14 protein-coding genes and 1 pseudogene are annotated in these 15,151 nt (G+C 69.9%); 8 read left to right on the top strand and 7 right to left on the bottom strand.

From position 1 onward, the window contains the following. Both OG485_RS44090 and OG485_RS35190 read right to left on the bottom strand, forming a co-directional pair. A pseudogene (locus OG485_RS44090) lies at window positions 1-354 on the bottom strand (AMP-binding protein); the annotation flags it as partial. Between the two features lie 76 nt (window positions 355-430). Then, on the bottom strand, window positions 431-1,216 hold the full coding sequence (locus tag OG485_RS35190) for an AraC family transcriptional regulator (RefSeq protein ID WP_328672597.1): 786 nt from the start codon (window positions 1,214-1,216) through the stop codon (window positions 431-433). Between the two features lie 207 nt (window positions 1,217-1,423). Between OG485_RS35190 and OG485_RS35185 the strand changes: the two genes are divergently transcribed. Both OG485_RS35185 and OG485_RS35180 read left to right on the top strand, forming a co-directional pair. After that, a complete protein-coding gene (locus tag OG485_RS35185; RefSeq protein WP_328672596.1) occupies window positions 1,424-2,302 on the top strand; it encodes an NmrA/HSCARG family protein in 879 nt (292 codons plus the stop codon). 96 nt (window positions 2,303-2,398) lie between these two features. Then, entirely contained in the window at window positions 2,399-3,298 is a 900-nt protein-coding gene (locus OG485_RS35180; RefSeq protein ID WP_328672595.1) for an NADP-dependent oxidoreductase, read from the top strand. Window positions 3,299-3,398: 100 nt separating this feature from the next. Here OG485_RS35180 and OG485_RS35175 read toward each other — a convergent pair whose 3' ends face one another. After that, window positions 3,399-3,653: a hypothetical protein gene (locus OG485_RS35175; protein WP_328552418.1), complete on the bottom strand. Its 255-nt coding sequence runs from the start codon at window positions 3,651-3,653 to the stop codon at window positions 3,399-3,401. 1,536 nt (window positions 3,654-5,189) lie between these two features. Here OG485_RS35175 and OG485_RS35170 point away from each other — a divergent pair. Further along, window positions 5,190-6,254 (top strand): aromatic ring-hydroxylating dioxygenase subunit alpha, encoded by a 1,065-nt coding sequence (locus OG485_RS35170; RefSeq protein WP_328672594.1) that lies wholly within the window; start codon window positions 5,190-5,192, stop codon window positions 6,252-6,254. Further along, window positions 6,251-7,216 carry a PDR/VanB family oxidoreductase gene (locus OG485_RS35165; RefSeq protein ID WP_328672593.1) on the top strand — a complete coding sequence of 322 codons (966 nt, stop codon included), beginning with the start codon at window positions 6,251-6,253 and terminating at the stop codon, window positions 7,214-7,216. The genes OG485_RS35170 and OG485_RS35165 overlap by 4 nt, the downstream gene beginning before the upstream one ends. Here the strand turns inward: OG485_RS35165 and OG485_RS35160 are convergent. Then, the gene (locus OG485_RS35160; protein ID WP_328672592.1) at window positions 7,167-7,982 is read right to left on the bottom strand and encodes an IclR family transcriptional regulator domain-containing protein; all 816 of its coding nucleotides are present in this window, start codon (window positions 7,980-7,982) and stop codon (window positions 7,167-7,169) included. The genes OG485_RS35165 and OG485_RS35160 overlap by 50 nt on opposite strands. Before the next feature lie 200 nt (window positions 7,983-8,182). Here OG485_RS35160 and OG485_RS35155 point away from each other — a divergent pair, with 200 nt between their 5' ends. The 4 genes from OG485_RS35155 to OG485_RS35140 are packed head-to-tail and all read left to right on the top strand — an operon-like array spanning window position 8,183 to window position 11,620. Continuing rightward, a complete protein-coding gene (locus OG485_RS35155; protein WP_328672591.1) occupies window positions 8,183-9,154 on the top strand; it encodes an ABC transporter substrate-binding protein in 972 nt (323 codons plus the stop codon). Beyond that, window positions 9,151-9,960: an ABC transporter permease gene (locus OG485_RS35150; RefSeq protein WP_328672590.1), complete on the top strand. Its 810-nt coding sequence runs from the start codon at window positions 9,151-9,153 to the stop codon at window positions 9,958-9,960. The genes OG485_RS35155 and OG485_RS35150 overlap by 4 nt, the downstream gene beginning before the upstream one ends. A 5-nt stretch (window positions 9,961-9,965) precedes the next feature. Continuing rightward, on the top strand, window positions 9,966-10,775 hold the full coding sequence (locus tag OG485_RS35145) for an ABC transporter permease (protein WP_443048965.1): 810 nt from the start codon (window positions 9,966-9,968) through the stop codon (window positions 10,773-10,775). A gap of 20 nt (window positions 10,776-10,795) precedes the next feature. Beyond that, the gene (locus OG485_RS35140; protein ID WP_328672588.1) at window positions 10,796-11,620 is read left to right on the top strand and encodes an ABC transporter ATP-binding protein; all 825 of its coding nucleotides are present in this window, start codon (window positions 10,796-10,798) and stop codon (window positions 11,618-11,620) included. Window positions 11,621-11,658: 38 nt separating this feature from the next. Here the strand turns inward: OG485_RS35140 and OG485_RS35135 are convergent, their stop codons facing one another. The 3 genes from OG485_RS35135 to OG485_RS35125 are packed head-to-tail and all read right to left on the bottom strand — an operon-like array spanning window position 11,659 to window position 15,143. After that, complete coding sequence (locus tag OG485_RS35135; RefSeq protein WP_328672587.1) at window positions 11,659-13,260, bottom strand: glycoside hydrolase family 13 protein; 1,602 nt, start codon at window positions 13,258-13,260, stop codon at window positions 11,659-11,661. 39 nt (window positions 13,261-13,299) lie between these two features. Beyond that, window positions 13,300-14,175 carry a carbohydrate ABC transporter permease gene (locus OG485_RS35130; protein WP_328672586.1) on the bottom strand — a complete coding sequence of 292 codons (876 nt, stop codon included), beginning with the start codon at window positions 14,173-14,175 and terminating at the stop codon, window positions 13,300-13,302. Beyond that, entirely contained in the window at window positions 14,172-15,143 is a 972-nt protein-coding gene (locus tag OG485_RS35125) for a carbohydrate ABC transporter permease (RefSeq protein ID WP_328672585.1), read from the bottom strand. The genes OG485_RS35130 and OG485_RS35125 overlap by 4 nt, the downstream gene beginning before the upstream one ends. Window positions 15,144-15,151 lie beyond the last annotated feature (8 nt).

The following is a 15,151-nucleotide window of genomic DNA, read 5'->3' as shown; positions in this document are numbered from 1 at the left end:
TGCCTCTGCGTCCTCGCAGACCACGATTTGGTCCTGCACCGAGGCCAGGGCCTGGAGTCCCGTGAAGCGCCCTCCGAGGAGGTACGTCGCAGCCTGCACGATCCAGTACTCAGGCGTGTTCGGGCTGAGCATGGTGACGCCCACCCCCAGGCCAACGCCGCGCCGACTGAGCGCACCCATGCACTGCGAGACCAGGTCCCGCACCTGGGCGTAGGTCAGTCGCCGGTCGCCCGCGACGAACGCCTCCGACGAGCTGTGCCGCGTCAGCGACTGGACGATGAGGTCGCTCAGCGTCGCACCGGCCGAGGCCGCCGATGCCGGAGAGGAGCTCTGGGTGATGGCGGAGGGAGTCACCCTTCCAGCGTGGGCTCCCACACCATTGGGCTGCCACCGATGTTCCGCCAGGCACTACGGCTACCCCGCTAACCTCTCACCCATGGGAGCTGCGGGAGGACCGAGCCGACGAGCGATAGCCCCCCGGTGTCCGACCGACCAGCTCGGTGAAGGCGTCGATGAAGCTGCTGGGGTTCGACCAGCCCAGCCGGATCGCCGTGTCGGTGACCGAGGCGCCGTGGCTGAGCTCGATCAGCGCCCGTTGAATGCGCAGCAGGGTGCGCCACTGACGGAAGCTCATCGACAGCTCGCTGCCGAACAGTCGGCTCAGGGTGCGTTCGCTGGCGCCCGTGCGGTGGCCCAGCTCGGCCAGGGTCGCCGGGCTTGCTGGGTCCATGTGAAGCAGGTCGGTGACCGCCTTGAGACGCCGGTCGATCGGCTCCGGGAGGCGCAGCGGCTCCTGTGCGGCGCGGGCGAGCTCGGCGAGTACGACGTCGATCAGCAGCCGCGCACGGGGGCTCTCCAGCGGCTCGCCCTCGCTCATCAGCGCCAGATAGGCCTCGCGCAGCAACGCGCTCGCCACGAAGACCGACGGCTCGGCCGGCAGCTGTCCGGTCAGCGTCACGGGCAGCGACAGCACCCGGATGTCCGTCTCGCCGTACGCCTTGCTGCTGTGCACCGCGAAGGGCGGCACCCACATGATCCGACTGGCCGGCGCCACCCAGGTGCCCACCTGGGTCGCTGTGACCAGGGCCCCACGCGCGGCGTAGCGGAGCTGGCCGTAGTCGTGGAAGTGCGCGGCCACGTCGGCGCCATGGGCCAGCGGCGCCGACAACGGCGCATCGTCGGTGCAGAAGCTCGGCTCGCCGCTGGGATCGGACACGCGATCGAGGCTACCCGACGCTGGCGGGTTATCGGGAGAACCTGGCGCGATACCGGTGGTGAGCCTGGCGCCGCAGACGCATCGTGGAGACATGTCACAACAGATCAAGCTCGAGGACGCCGCGCCCGCGTCGTCCTCCCCCCACCGCCGAGGTCAACACCGGACTCGTGCTCACCTCGCTCACGCCCTGAGTGAGGGGTGGCAGCGATGAGCACACAGACGACCGGCACGATCGCAGTCTTCGGCGCGACGGGGCAACAGGGCGGGGCGGTGGTCGACGCGCTGCTGGACCACAAGGCCACGGTGCGGGCCCTGGTCCGCAACCCGCAATCCGACCGGGCTCAGGCGCTGGCCGCCCGCGGCGTCGAGCTGGCGGCCATCCGGACCGACGACCCGGCGTCGCTGGCCGCCGCGCTGACGGCGGTCGAGGCGTTCTACTTCATGACCCCGGAAGCGAACAACCTCGAAGAGGTCGAGACGGAGATCCGCATCGGCACCGCGCTCGTCGACGCGGCGGTCGCGGCACGCGTCCCGCACGTCGTGTTCAACTCGGTCTTCGGCGCGGACCGGGAGCGGGGTGTGCCGCACCATGACTCGAAGCACTCGATCGAGGAGCACCTGAGGAAGTCCGGCCTCAGGGCCGCGATGGTTCGCCCGACCCCCTTCATGGAGGAGATGGCACCGAGCCTGGAGCACGGAGAGATCGTGCTGAGGCTGCCGCTGCCGGAGGACGTCGCCCTGAAGATGATCTCGGTCAGGGACGTCGGCCGGGTCGCCGCCGCGCTCCTGCTCGACACCGCGGAGGCACCCGGCGGAGCCGTCGAGCTCGTCGGCGACGAGCTGACGGGCCCTCAGATCGCCGCGGCGTTCGGCGCGCGCGCCGGGCTCCCGGCACGTTACGAGGCCCTCCCGTTGAGCGTGCTTCCCAGCGACCTCGACAGGGCGATGTTCCGCCAGTTCGCGAAGGCGGCGGAACACCCGTCGGATCTTGCGGTGGTGCGGGCGATCGAGCCGGCCACCCTCGACCTGGCCAAGTGGATCCGATCCACCGGCTGGACCGCGCCCACAAACGTGGCTGGTTCCTGAGCCTCCGAGCCGGAACTAGTCGAAGTGCCGGTGCGGCCGCCACCGGTCCCGGCCAAGTTGATCTTTCACCTAGAGCGACGAGCACTGGAGCAGGACATGAAGGCGATCACCTACACCGAGTTCGGCGGCCCGGAAGTCCTCCGCCTCGAAGAGGTCGACGAGCCGCACGCCGGACCCGGGCAGGTGCGGCTGAAGGTCGTGGCGGCAGGGGTCAACCCGCTCGACTCCAAGATCCGCAACGGGTGGAGGCCGCAAATCGCCCCGCCGTTCCCGGTGATCCCCGGCGTGGAGGCGGCCGGCGTCGTCGACGAGGTCGGCGAAGGCGTGACCGGCGTCGCGGTGGGTGACGAGGTCCTGGGCTGGACCGTCACCGGCGCATACGCCGAGCACGCGCTGGCCGTCGACTTCGGCCCGAAGCCCGCGGACCTCGACTGGGACCTCGCCGCGGCACTGCCCGTCGCCGTCGAGACCTCGGTCCGCGTGCTCGACGCCCTCGGCGTCGGGGAAGGCGACACGCTCCTGCTGCACGGAGCCGCGGGTGTGGCCGGCGCCGTCGGTGTTCAGCTCGCGGTCACCCGCGGCGCCACGGTCATTGGCACCGCCTCCCCCGGCAACCACGACTACCTGCGCTCGCTGGGCGCGATCCCGGTCGCCTACGGCGCCGGCCTGGCCGACCGGGTCCGCGAGGCCGCACCGCAGGGCATCGACGCCGTGTACGACGCCGCGGGGGCAGGCGACCTGGAGGTGTCGATCGACCTGCGCGGCGGCACCGACCGGATCATCACCATCGCCGATCTGAAGGCCGCCGAGCTGGGCGTCACCTTCTCCGGCCCCGGCGCCCCGTTCGGTTCCCGCCTCGGCGAGTACGCCCGCCTCGCAGCCGACGGCAAGCTCACGGTGCGCATCGCGCAGAGCCTTCTGCTGGAGGACGCCGCGAAGGCGCAGGAGCTGAGCGCGAGCGGTCACGCCGCCGGGAAGCTCGTCCTGCGGCCGTAGCTCAGCGCCCGGCCGGCTGGGGAGGCACGACGGCAGCGCACCGGCCAGTCCCCACGGTCCTGGCGAACCCGGCCAGCTCGTCCGCCTCCACCGGTCCTGCCTACCGCACGGCCTCGAACAGGACACGCCGCCCGCTGTAGTGCTCCTCCACATGCGCGACCAACGCCGGTAGCAGCGGCTGGCGTTGCCTGACCCGGTCGGCGGTGCGTTCGTTGATCCGGCGCCGCCGCGCCCCGAACCCCCGCAGGTCCGCCGGCGGGATCGGACACGGCGCGGCCCAGCGCGCCCACCGCTGGGGTTCCTCCAATGCCCAGCTCTGGATGTCCATGTAGAACGCGCGGACCGGCAGCAGCATGCCGGTACCGCCGTCGACCCGTGGTTTGCCGTCCTTGCGCAGCCGGATGGCCTCGCGCCACTGGTCGTAGACTTCCTGCGGCAGGTTCAGGTCCTGCTGGCCGCGGATTACGAGTGGGCGGTTCGTGATTCTTTGAGGGGTTCTGGCGTCGCCTGATGGTGTGAGCTACCAGGGCAATGAGGGGCCGACGAGGACGGCGCCGGGGCCGCGTTCGAGGTCGTGATGATCGGCCTGCGCCACCAGCAGACGTCTTCCATGGCATGGCACCGCTCGCCGGCCTTCAACCTCCGGTTCGTCGCGTCTGCGGCGTCCGGCAAACAGCCGATGATCACGGCCTCCCCCGGGCCCGGCGCCAACATCCGCACCACGGCGCTGAGCGACGGCGGCATGACAGCCGCATGGCTCAGCAGACAGGCCGGGCTGTTTTCTGTTCGGACAGTTTCCGCCCTGGCGCGCACCAGCTCCTCACGCCCCGCTCCGACGCGATCGAGCTCCCCAGAGTTGAGTCCGAACCCGGTCAGCACGGAGCTCCTCGGGCGGCCGGCCAGAGCCCACGGGGACTGGTCAGCAGACCTCACCGAAACCCTGCGTCCCCAACACGTCCCCAAAATCACGAAAACGAAGCCGCGGAGACGCTGCCAGCTCGTGACGTTGCTGAGGCACAAGTCCTGATCATCAGCATTGCCGCAGGTCAGCGCGATGTCTGCTCAGCGAGGGAGCGAGAGCCTCGCCCCGTTCCGAAGCCGCGAGCAGCGGATTCAGTCCGTTGAGCGAAAGTTGACGCTCCGACACCTCACGAGGAACGTTTCCGCAGGTCAGAAGCCTGCAAAGGTGGGGCGGGTGGGACTCGAACCCACGGCCGACGGATTACGAGTCCGCTGCTCTGCGCTACGACGAATTCGCTCCCCGCTGACTTCCCAGTCCCAGCCATAGGGCTGGTACCCACCGCCCGAAACCAACCGGGCCACTCCTGGGCTGAGTCACCACCCGACAGCAGCCCCGTTTACGCAAGCCCAAGCAGGCATCCCGCGTGTGTCACCGCGTGACGAACGGCTGGTCGATGACCGTCTCCGCGCGTCCTTCAGGCCATCAATCTGCTCGCGATTCCTACCCCCAATCCTTCGCGCTACCTGCCCGACCTGCGACAACACACTGAAGAGCCGAAAGAGAGGCAGAATCGACCCGGATTCGCCCCCAAAGCCGGTACACGCACCAACGGACATACTTGATCTGCGGCGATGCAATTTCTGCTCCTGTACCACCAGGATCCGGCATCCGATTCGCCACAGAACTCTGAAAACAGTCATACGCGCATAACTTACGAGCGAAAGCGTGGCTCAACTAGCCACGGGAGGTCGAGGTCGGCGCGGCGACCCAGTGGACGAGCATCGCAACCGCCACCGGGGAGGACGCTCACGCATCGCCCCGCTGACGTGGCATTTCATCGGACATCTTCCGTGAGACGGAAGTCGTATTGCGGCCCAGTGATGTCTGCCCGAACGATGCCATCACCATCAGAGACGGGAGCCGGCCCCCATGCCTCACATGACTGCCTTCGCCAGGAACCAGTGGTACGTCGTCGCCTACACCTACGAGATCGGACGCGAGCTCGTCGGACGGACCGTCCTCGGTGAGCCGCTGGTGCTCTACCGCGCGGAGGAGGACGGGGCGGCCGTCGCACTGTCCGACCGGTGTGTGCACCGGCGATTCCCGCTCTCGGAGAGCCGGCTCGACGGTGACCGGATCGTGTGCGGCTACCACGGGTTCACCTACGACACGACCGGCGCGTGTGTGTACGTGCCGGGGCAGAAGCGGATACCGCGCACCGCCCGTGTCGCCTCCTACCCCGTCGTCGAGCAGGACCTGTTCGTGTGGGTCTGGGTCGGCGACCCCGCGCTCGCCGACCCGGGATCCGTGCCGCGCGCACCGCACATGGACTCGCCCGGCTGGACGACGGTCAGCGGCATGGAGCCCATCGACGCGGACTACGGACTCCTCGTCGACAACCTCCTCGACCTCTCGCACGAGACGTATCTGCACGGCGGCTACATCGGCACGCCCGAGGTCGCCGAGACGCCGATCGCCACCGAGGTGGACGAGGAGGCCGGGATCGTCCGCGTCTCCCGGCGCATGGCCGACGCCGAGTGTCCGCCCTTCTACGCGCGGTCGACCGGCGTCGAGGGGCGCATCACCCGCTGGCAGGACATCGAGTACCACGCGCCCTGCCTCTATCTGCTGCACAGCAGGATCGCGCCGGCCGGTGTGCTGCCGGAGGCGGACGGCAGTGACCCGAACGCCTTCCACACCGAGATCACGTACGCCATCACGCCGTCCGGCGCGGGCAAGGTGTACGACTTCTGGGCGGTCTCCCGCGACTTCGCCCGGTCGGACGACGAAGTCAGCACCTTCATGCGGGACTTGAACCACACCGTCGTCATGCAGGACGTCGACGCGCTCAACATTCTCCAGCGGACCCTCGCCTCCGAGCGCGCCGGTTACCAGGAGCTGAGCATCGGCATCGACACCGGAGGTCTCGCGGCCCGGCGCATCCTGGCCCGCTTGGTCGAGGAGGGCGACAAGCCGGTGGAGAGGGTGCGGTGACCGGCGCTGCCGGGGACAGCTCGTACGAGGCCGAACTCGTCCTCGTACGGCGGGAGTTCGTTTCCGACGGCGTACTCGCCCTGCGCCTGCGGCATCCGCTCGGCGCCGAACTCCCGCGCTGGGAGCCCGGGGCCCACATCGATGTCCGGCTCGGGCCGGAACTCGAGCGGCAGTACTCCCTGTGCGGGGATCCGGCGGACCGCGGGACGTGGCGGATCGCGGTGCTGCTCGAACCGGACGGGCGCGGTGGATCGGCTTATGCGCACGGGCGGTTGGGCGAGGGCGACGCCGTCCGTGTCCGGGGCCCGCGCAATCATTTCGCCCTCGCGCCCGCTCCGCGCTACCGCTTCGTGGCGGGCGGCATCGGCATCACCCCGATCCTGCCGATGCTCGCTGCGGCCGAGGCGGCGGGCGCCGAGTGGACCCTCCTGTACGGCGGACGGACCCGCGGCTCCATGGCGTTCACCGAGGAACTGGTGCGGTACGGAGACCGGGTCACCCTCGCTCCCCGGGACGAGACCGGACCCCTCGACCTGCCCTCCGTGCTCGGCGGGCTCTCCGGGGACACCCTCGTCTACTGCTGCGGTCCCGGGCCGCTGCTCGACGCGATCGAGGAGCGCTGTCCGGCCGGGCTGCTGCACATCGAGCGGTTCCGGCCGAAGGGCCGGGAGACGGACGGGGAGACGGACCGGGAGGAGGAGTTCGAGGTCGTCCTGGAGCGGTCGGGGCGGACGGTCACCGTCGCTCCCGGTGTCTCCGTCCTCGACACCGTGCGCGCCGCCGGTGTCGAGGTGCTCTACTCCTGCACCGAGGGCACGTGCGGGACCTGCGAGACGGAGGTGCTCGAAGGGACCCCGGACCACCGGGACTCGGTGCTCACGGACGAGGAGCGGGAGGCGGGCGGAACCATGCTCATCTGCGTGTCCCGCTGCCTCGGGAGACGGCTCGTACTGGACCTGTGACCGCCAGATCCCGCTCGATCCGGGCGACCGTGTCCAGCAGGTGGGGAAGCAGGTCGCGGCGGACCGATTCGAGACTGTTGCGGCTGGCGTGCACGGGGATGTTCGCGGCCGCCACCACGGCGCCGTCCCGGTCCCGCACCGGAGCGGCGACCGAGCGGAGTCCCTCCTCCAACTCCTGGTCGACGATGGCGTATCCATGGCGCCGCACCCGGGCCAGCTCGGCTCTCAGCAGGTCCGGCGAGACGATCGTGCGCCCGGTCAGGGCGTGCAGATCGGCCCGCTCCAGCCGGGCGTCGATCTCGTCGTCCGTGAGGTGCGCGAGGATCACCCGGCCCACGGAGGTGGCATGGGCCGGGAAGCGGGTGCCGACGGTGATCGTCGCCGTCATGATCCGCCGGGTCGGGACCCGCGCCACGTACACGATGTCGTCGCCGTCGAGGACACAGAGCGAGCTCGACTCCCCCACTTGTTCGGCGAGTTGCTTCAGATGGGGCTGGGCAATCTCCGGGAGGGTGAAACCGGAGAGATAGGCGTAGCCGAGTTCCAGCACGCGCGGGGTCAGCCGGAAGACCCGGCCGTCCGTCTGGACGTATCCGAGATCGACCAGGGTCAGCAGGAAGCGGCGGGCCGCCGCGCGGGTCAGGTCGCAGCCGCGCGCGACCTCACTGAGTGTCAGTTCGGGCCGGTCAGCGCCGAATACGCGGATCACGGCGAGTCCGCGTTCGAAGGACCGGACGAAATGGGGCGCTCGGTCTGCTGCAGGCATCGTCGCCTCCAGAGGGACACACGGAGTGCTCTCGCATCGAACGGGAGCACATGGAACGGGAGCACACTTCGATAACTGTCAACAATATTGTCAGCCAAGGCCATTGACCCGGCAACGACAGGGTTCTACCTTCGCGCTGAGCACCATTGTGCGGTGTGCGCACGCCCTGTCGGAACACTCTCGTCTGCACAGGAGGAGCCATGCGTCGTCTGCTCGCCGGTATCGCGGTCGGAGCCTTGCTGGTCACCGCGTCGGCCTGCGGTTCGTCCGACGGCGGTGGCGCCTCGGACAAGAACTCTTCGTCCGGCGGCACCACCACCGTCAAGCTGGGGATCATCCCCATCGTCGATGTCGCCCCCGTCTATCTGGGCCAGAAGAAGGGCTTCTACAAGAAGCACGGACTGACCCTGTCGATGACCGCCGCGCAGGGCGGCGCGGCGATCGTCCCGGGGGTCGTCTCGGGCCAGTTCCAGTTCGGGTTCTCCAACGTGACCTCGCTGATGATCGCCCAGTCCAACAGCGTTCCCGTGAAGGCCATCGCGAACGGTGTCGCCTCGACGGGCGTGGCGGGCGCGGACTTCGGCGCCATCACGGTCAAGAAGGGCAGCGCCATCACGTCGCCGAAGGATCTGGAGGGCAAGAAGGTCGCCGTCAACACGCTGAAGAACATCAACGAGACGGCCGTACGCGAGTCGGTGCGCAAGGCGGGCGGTGATCCCTCCGAGGTGAAGTTCGTCGAGCTCGCCTTCGACCAGATGCCCGCGGCCCTCGACAGCGGCCAGATCGACGCCGCGATGGTGGTCGAGCCCGCGCTCGCGACCGTCAAGAGCCAGGGCGCGACCGAGATCGCCTCCTCCCTGGTCGACGTGGCGAAGAACCTCACCGTCGCCATGTACTTCACCTCGGACCAGTACATGCAGCAGCACCCCGACGTGGTGAAGAAGTTCCAGGAGGCCACCGCGGAGTCCCTCGCGTACGCCGACGCGCACCCGGACGAGGTCCGGCAGATCGTCACCACGTACACGAAGATCCCCGCGGCCGTGCTGGCCGAGGTGACCCTGCCCAAGTGGCCGGCCGAGGAGAACCGGGCCTCGATCGAGGCGCTGGAGAAGCTCGGCGAGCAGGACGGCCTCTTCAAGTCGGCGCCCGACCTGGACAAGCTGCTGCCGTGACACGGAAGCGAGTGCGCGGCGGCGGCTCCACCGGACGGGCCGTGAACGCCGGACTGGGCGCGGCCGGGCTCGCGGCCTTCCTCGCCCTCGGCGAGGCGGTGCCGCGGCTCGGCATCGTCAAGGAGCGGTACTTCCCGCCGACCAGCCGGATCGCGCGGGCCCTCGGTGACCAGTTCACCGAGGGCACCTTCTGGACCGACCTCGGCGACACGCTCACGGGCTGGGCGCTGGGCCTGGCGATCGCGGTCGGCGCGGGGATCGTGGTGGGGGTGGTCGTCTCGGTCGTGCCGTATCTGCGCGAGACGACCGCCTCGACGATCGAGTTCCTGCGCCCCATCCCCTCCGTGGCCCTGATCCCGCTCGCCGTGCTGCTCTACGGGACCGAGCTGAGGTCGGTGCTCCTGCTGGTCGTCTACGCGTCCTTCTGGCAGGTCCTCGTCCAGGTCATGTACGGCGTGCGGGACGTGGACCCGGTGGCGGAGGAGACGGCGCGCTCGTACGGGCTCAGCACCTGGGCCCGGGTCCGTCATGTGCTGTGGCCGACCGCGCTGCCGTACGTCATGACGGGGGTGCGGCTCGCCGCGGCCGTCGCGCTCATCCTCACGGTGACCGCCGAACTCGTCATCGGGGCACCGGGGTTGGGCGCGCGCATCGCGGTCGCCCAGACCTCGCAGGCGGTGCCCGAGATGTACGCGCTGATCGTGGTCACGGGTCTGCTCGGGCTGCTCATCAACGTGGGTGCCCGGTCGGTGGAGCGGTACGCGCTGGCCTGGCACCAGTCGGTGCGCGGGGAGGTGACGGTGTGACGGACATCCCGCCCGAGCCGACGAGGCCGAACCGGTGGGGAGCTCTCCCGCTGCGGGTGCTGTTCGTCGTGGCGCTCCCCGCGCTGCTCTTCGTCCTCTGGTGGCTCGCGTCGGACGGCAGCACCGACGTCTACTGGCCTCCGCTGCGCACGATCCTGAAGACGTTCCCCGACGTCTGGACGCGTGACCGGCTCCGCGCCGACCTGGTGCCCAGCCTGCTGCGGCTGCTGGCCGGGTACGCGGCGGCGGCCGTGGTGGGAGTCGGTGTCGGCACGGTCGTCGGCTCGTACCGGAAGGTGCGGGCGGTGTGCGAGCCGGTACTGGAGTTCCTGCGGGCGGTGCCGCCGCCCGTCCTCGTTCCGGTCATCATGCTGTTCGCGGGCATCGGGGACACGATGAAGATCGTCGTGATCGCCAGCGGCTGCGTGTGGCCGATCCTGCTCAACACGATCGAGGGAGTGCGCGCCGTCGACTCCGTGATGTCCGAGACGGCCCGCTCGTACGGCATCACGGGTCCGGCCCGGATACGGTCCGTCGTCCTTCCGTCCGCGAGTCCGCAGATCTTCGCGGGCCTGCGCCAGGCGCTGTCCATCGGCATCATCCTGATGGTCATCAGCGAGATGTTCGCGGCGAGCAACGGACTCGGATTCACCATCGTGCAGTTCCAGCGCGGCTTCGCGATCCCCGACATGTGGACCGGGATCCTCGTCCTCGGCCTGCTCGGCTTTCTCCTCTCGGTCGTCTTCCAGTTGGTCGAGCGCCGGGTCCTCGGCTGGTACCACGGTCTGCGCGACTCCTCCAGGCGGTCCTCGTGACGCTCGCGAAAGGGCGGTCCATGCACGCGTCTTTGGTCGTATCCGGCCTGCGGAAGGTCTACGAGGGGTCGGGCCGCCGGGTGGAGGCGGTCCGCGATCTCACCTTCACGGTGGACGCGGGTGAACTCGTCTGTCTGGTCGGGCCGTCGGGCTGCGGCAAGACCACCCTGCTGAAGTGCATGGGCGGCCTGCTGACACCGACGTCGGGCGAGGTGCTGCTCGGCGGCCGGCGGGTGAGCGGCCCGCCGCCGGGCATGGCGTTCGTGTTCCAGGAGTACGGGCGCAGCCTGTTCCCCTGGATGAGGGTCGGCGAGAACGTCGAACTCCCGCTGCGGCAGAAGAACCTGGGCCGGGCGCGGCGCCGGGAACTGGTCGCCGACGCGCTGGAGTCCGTGGGCCTGGCCGATGCCGCGGGGGCCTATCCGTGGCAGCTGTCCGGGGGGATGCAGCAGCGGGTCGCCATCGCGCGGGCCCTGGCGTACGAGCCCGAAGTCCTGCTCATGGACGAGCCGTTCGCGGCGGTCGACGCGCAGACCCGCGCCGATCTGGAGGATCTGGTGCGCCGGCTGTGGCGGCAGCGCGGGATCACCATCCTGTTCGTGACCCACGACATCGACGAGGCCGTCTATCTGGGTGAGCGGGTCCTGGTCCTCTCGGCCTCCCCCACCGTCGTGCAGGAGCAGTTGAAGGTCGATCTGCCCGAGGACCGCGACCAGTTGCGTACACGGGTCTCCCCGCGCTTCGCCGAGTTGCGGACCCATGTGTACGAGCAGATCCAGGCGGCGAAGCGCGGGGAGCCGGTCATGAAGAGGGACGCGCCCAGGGATTCACCCCCGCCGAAGTGAGACGGCCTCCGGGGACCTCGCTGTGCGGCACGGGCCGTTCAGGCACGCAGCCAGACCGCCGTGTCCGGCGGAAGGAGCCCGTCGGCCGTCAGCGGGTCGCTGTGGAGCAGGAGCCGGGAGTGCTCGGGGAGCCCGACCGGGCCGTCGGTCAGATTGACCACGCAGAGCAGACCGTCCACGCGGGTGAAGGCGAGGACGCCCTCCGGTGCGGGCAGCCAGCCGAACTCGCCGTCGCCGAAGCCCGGTTCGCCGCGGCGGACGCGGAGCGCGGCGCGGTAGAGGCTCAGCATGGACCGGGGGTCGTCCGTCTGGCGGTCGGCGGCGTACGCGGGCCAGTCGGCGGGCTGTGGGAGCCAGGGCTCACCGCCGAAGCCGGCGTACGGCTCCCCGGCCGTCCAGGGCAGCGGGACCCGGCAGCCGTCGCGGCCCGGGTCCGTGCCCCCGGAGCGCGAATGCATCGGGTCCTGGATGCTGTCGAGCGGCAACTCCACCTCGGGCAGCCCGAGTTCCTCGCCCTGGTACAGGTACACGGAGCCGGGCAGGGCGAGCGAGAGCAGCGCCGCTGCGCGGGCCCGGCGGGTGCCGAGAGCCAGGTCGGTGGGGGTGCCGAAGGCCTTGGCGGTGAAGTCGAACCCGGTCTCCGTACGGCCGTAGCGGGTGACCGTGCGGGTCACGTCGTGGTTGCACAGCACCCAGGTGGCCGGCGCTCCGACGGGGGCGTGTTCGGCGAGGGTCTCGTCGATGGAGGTCCGCAGCCGTCCGGCGTCCCAGGGGCAGGACAGGAAGGAGAAGTTGAAGGCGGTGTGCAGTTCGTCGGGGCGCAGATAGCGGGCGAAGCGCTCGGAGTCGGGGAGCCAGACCTCGCCGACGAAGACGGCGTCGTAGGTGTCGGCGACCGCCCGCCAGGACCGGTAGATGTCGTGGAGCTCGTCGCGGTCGACGTACGGGTTCGGGTCGCGGCCCTCCACGAAGTCGGGCAGGTCCGGGTCCTTGGCCAGCAGCGCGGCCGAGTCGATGCGTACGCCCGCCACTCCCCGCTCGAACCAGAAGCGCAGGATCTCCTCGTGCTCCCGGCGGACGGCCGGGTGCGCCCAGTTGAGGTCGGGCTGCTCGGGGGTGAACAGGTGGAGGTACCAGTCGCCGTCGGGCAGCCGGGTCCACACCGGTTCGGTGGAGCCGGCGAACTGGGACGGCCAGTCGTTGGGCGGGAGTTCGCCGTGCTCGCCGCGTCCGGGGCGGAAGTGGAAGAGGTCGCGCTCCGGGCCGCCCGCCAGCGCCGCCCGGAACCAGGGGTGCTGGTCCGAGACGTGGTTCGGCACGATGTCGACGAGCGTGCGGATGCCCAGCTCGCGGGCCTCGGCGATGAGTTTCTCGGCCTCGGCGAGGGTCCCGAAGGCCGGGTCGATCGTGCGGTAGTCGGCCACGTCGTAGCCGCCGTCGGCCATGGGCGAGAGATACCAGGGGTTGAACCACAGGGCGTCCACGCCGAGTTCGGCGAGGTAGGGGAGTCTGGCACGGACGCCCGCGAGGTCGCCGGTGCCGTCGCCGTCGCCGTCCGCGAAGCTGCGGACGTACACCTGGTAGATGACGGCGGAACGCCACCACGCGGACTGATTTCGGGCAGGGCGGGGCTGTCCCACGGTGCGTTGCCTTTCGTTCGGGGTGGTCGGTGAGGGGCGTCAGCCCTTGGTGCTGCCCGCGCTGATGCCGGCGATGATGTGCCGCTGGAACACCAGGAACATCAGGACCATGGGGATGCTGGCGATCACCATCGCGGCGATGAGCACGGTGAGCTGGATGTTCTGCGACAGCTGGACGAGCGCCACGCTGATGGGCTGCTTGTCGGTGTCGGAGAAGACCATCAGCGGCCAGAGGAAGTCCTGCCAGACGGCGACCAGGGCGAAGATCGACACGACTCCGAGGACGGGCCGGGACATCGGCAGCACGATCGACCACAGGGTGCGCAGCCGTCCGGCGCCGTCGATCTCGGCGGCCTCCAGGACGTCGCGCGGGATCTGGTCGAAGAAGCGCTTGAGGAGATAGAGGTTGAAGGCGTTGGCGACGGCGGGCAGCCAGATGCCCAGCGGCGAGTTGAGCAGGCTGGTGTGCAGGACGGGCAGGTCGGCGACGGTCAGGTACTTGGGAACCACCAGGGCCTGCGCGGGGACCATCAGGGTGGCGAGGATGCCGCCGAGGATCACCTTGCCGAAGGCGGGCTTCAGTTTGGACAGGGCGTAGGCGGCGGCCGTGCAGAAGACGAGCTGGAGCAGCCAGGCGCCCGTCGCCTGGACGACGGTGTTCCACAGGTGGGTGGGCAGGTCCATCAGGTCCCAGGCGTCGGTGTAACCGCCGAGGTGCCACTGCTGCGGCAGCAGGGTGGGCGGGGTGCGCGTGACCTCGTCCGGCGACTTCATGGCGCCGGTGACCATCCAGTAGACGGGGAAGAGGAAGGCCAGCGCGAAGAGCAGGACGACGCCGCCGAAGACGGTCCAGTAGACGGCTCTGCCGCGCGGGCGGGCCAGGGCGAGCGGAGAGATCAGGGTGCGGGTGCTCACGCGTCCTCCCCTTCGGAGCGGGTCAGCCGCAGGTAGAGGGCGGAGAAGGCGCCGAGCAGGACGAGCAGCATGACGCTCAGCGCGCAGGCTCCGCCGAAGTCGTTGTAGAGGAAGGCGTACTTGTAGATCAAGTAGAGCACGGTGACGGTCTTGTCCTCGGGACCGCCGCCGGTGATCACGAACGGTTCGGTGAACACCTGCATGGTGGCGATGATCTGAAGCAGCATCAGCATCAGGATGATGAAGCGCGTCTGAGGGATCGTCACGTGACGGATGCGCTGGAGCAGGTTCGCGCCGTCCAGCTCGGCCGCCTCGTACAGCTCGCCGGGGATGCTCTGGAGGGCGGCGAGGTAGATGAGGACGGTGCCTCCAAGGTTGGCCCAGGTGGCGACGATGACCAGCGAGACGAGCGCGGTGTCGGCGCCGTTGGACCAGTTCGAGGTCGGCAGGTGCAGCGCGCGCAGCGTCTCGTTGGCGAGGCCGGCTCCGGGGTCGTAGAACCACTTCCACAGCAGGGCGCTGACCACCGGCGGGATCATCACCGGCAGATAGACCACGACTCTGAAGAACGCCTTCGCGTGCCGCAGTTCATTGAGGACCAGCGCCATCACGAAGGGGACGGCGAAGCCGATGAGCAGGGCGAGGACGGTGAAGGTGAGGGTGTTGCGCCAGGCGGCGGTGAACTCCGGGTCGTGGAAGACCCGGGTGAAGTTGGCGGTGCCGACCCACTCGCCGCCGCTGCCCGGGGTGTACTTCTGGAAGGCGATCACGACGGCGCGGATCGCCGGGTACCAGGAGAACAGGGCGAAGCAGAGCAGGCCGCCGGCCAGGAAGGCGTAGGCGCGGAACTGGTCGGCCAGGCGCCGGCGCGATGGTCCCCCGGTCCGGCGCCCGGCCGACCGCGGCGCCTCCGGCACGCCGAGGGCGGCCGGAGGGAGCACTGCGGGGGGCTTCGATGCGGTCTTCATGAACGGTG

This window comes from Streptomyces sp. NBC_00328 (assembly GCF_036139655.1).
GTDB lineage: Bacteria > Actinomycetota > Actinomycetes > Streptomycetales > Streptomycetaceae > Streptomyces.
The sequence above is the reverse complement of the archived record's forward strand: the minus strand, read 5'-3'. Positions and strand labels throughout refer to the sequence as shown.

Bases quoted from the DNA above. Each gene is read 5' to 3' on its own strand.
- OG485_RS35170 (WP_328672594.1), top strand. From the start codon at position 5,190: ATGCCTCACATGACTGCCTTCGCCAGGAACCAGTGGTACGTCGTCGCC.
- OG485_RS35125 (WP_328672585.1), bottom strand. From the start codon at position 15,143: ATGAAGACCGCATCGAAGCCCCCCGCAGTGCTCCCTCCGGCCGCCCTC.
- OG485_RS35160 (WP_328672592.1), bottom strand. From the start codon at position 7,982: ATGCCTGCAGCAGACCGAGCGCCCCATTTCGTCCGGTCCTTCGAACGC.
- OG485_RS35175 (WP_328552418.1), bottom strand. From the start codon at position 3,653: ATGCTGCTGCCGGTCCGCGCGTTCTACATGGACATCCAGAGCTGGGCA.
- OG485_RS35180 (WP_328672595.1), top strand. From the start codon at position 2,399: ATGAAGGCGATCACCTACACCGAGTTCGGCGGCCCGGAAGTCCTCCGC.
- OG485_RS35140 (WP_328672588.1), top strand. From the start codon at position 10,796: ATGCACGCGTCTTTGGTCGTATCCGGCCTGCGGAAGGTCTACGAGGGG.
- OG485_RS35155 (WP_328672591.1), top strand. From the start codon at position 8,183: ATGCGTCGTCTGCTCGCCGGTATCGCGGTCGGAGCCTTGCTGGTCACC.
- OG485_RS35185 (WP_328672596.1), top strand. From the start codon at position 1,424: ATGAGCACACAGACGACCGGCACGATCGCAGTCTTCGGCGCGACGGGG.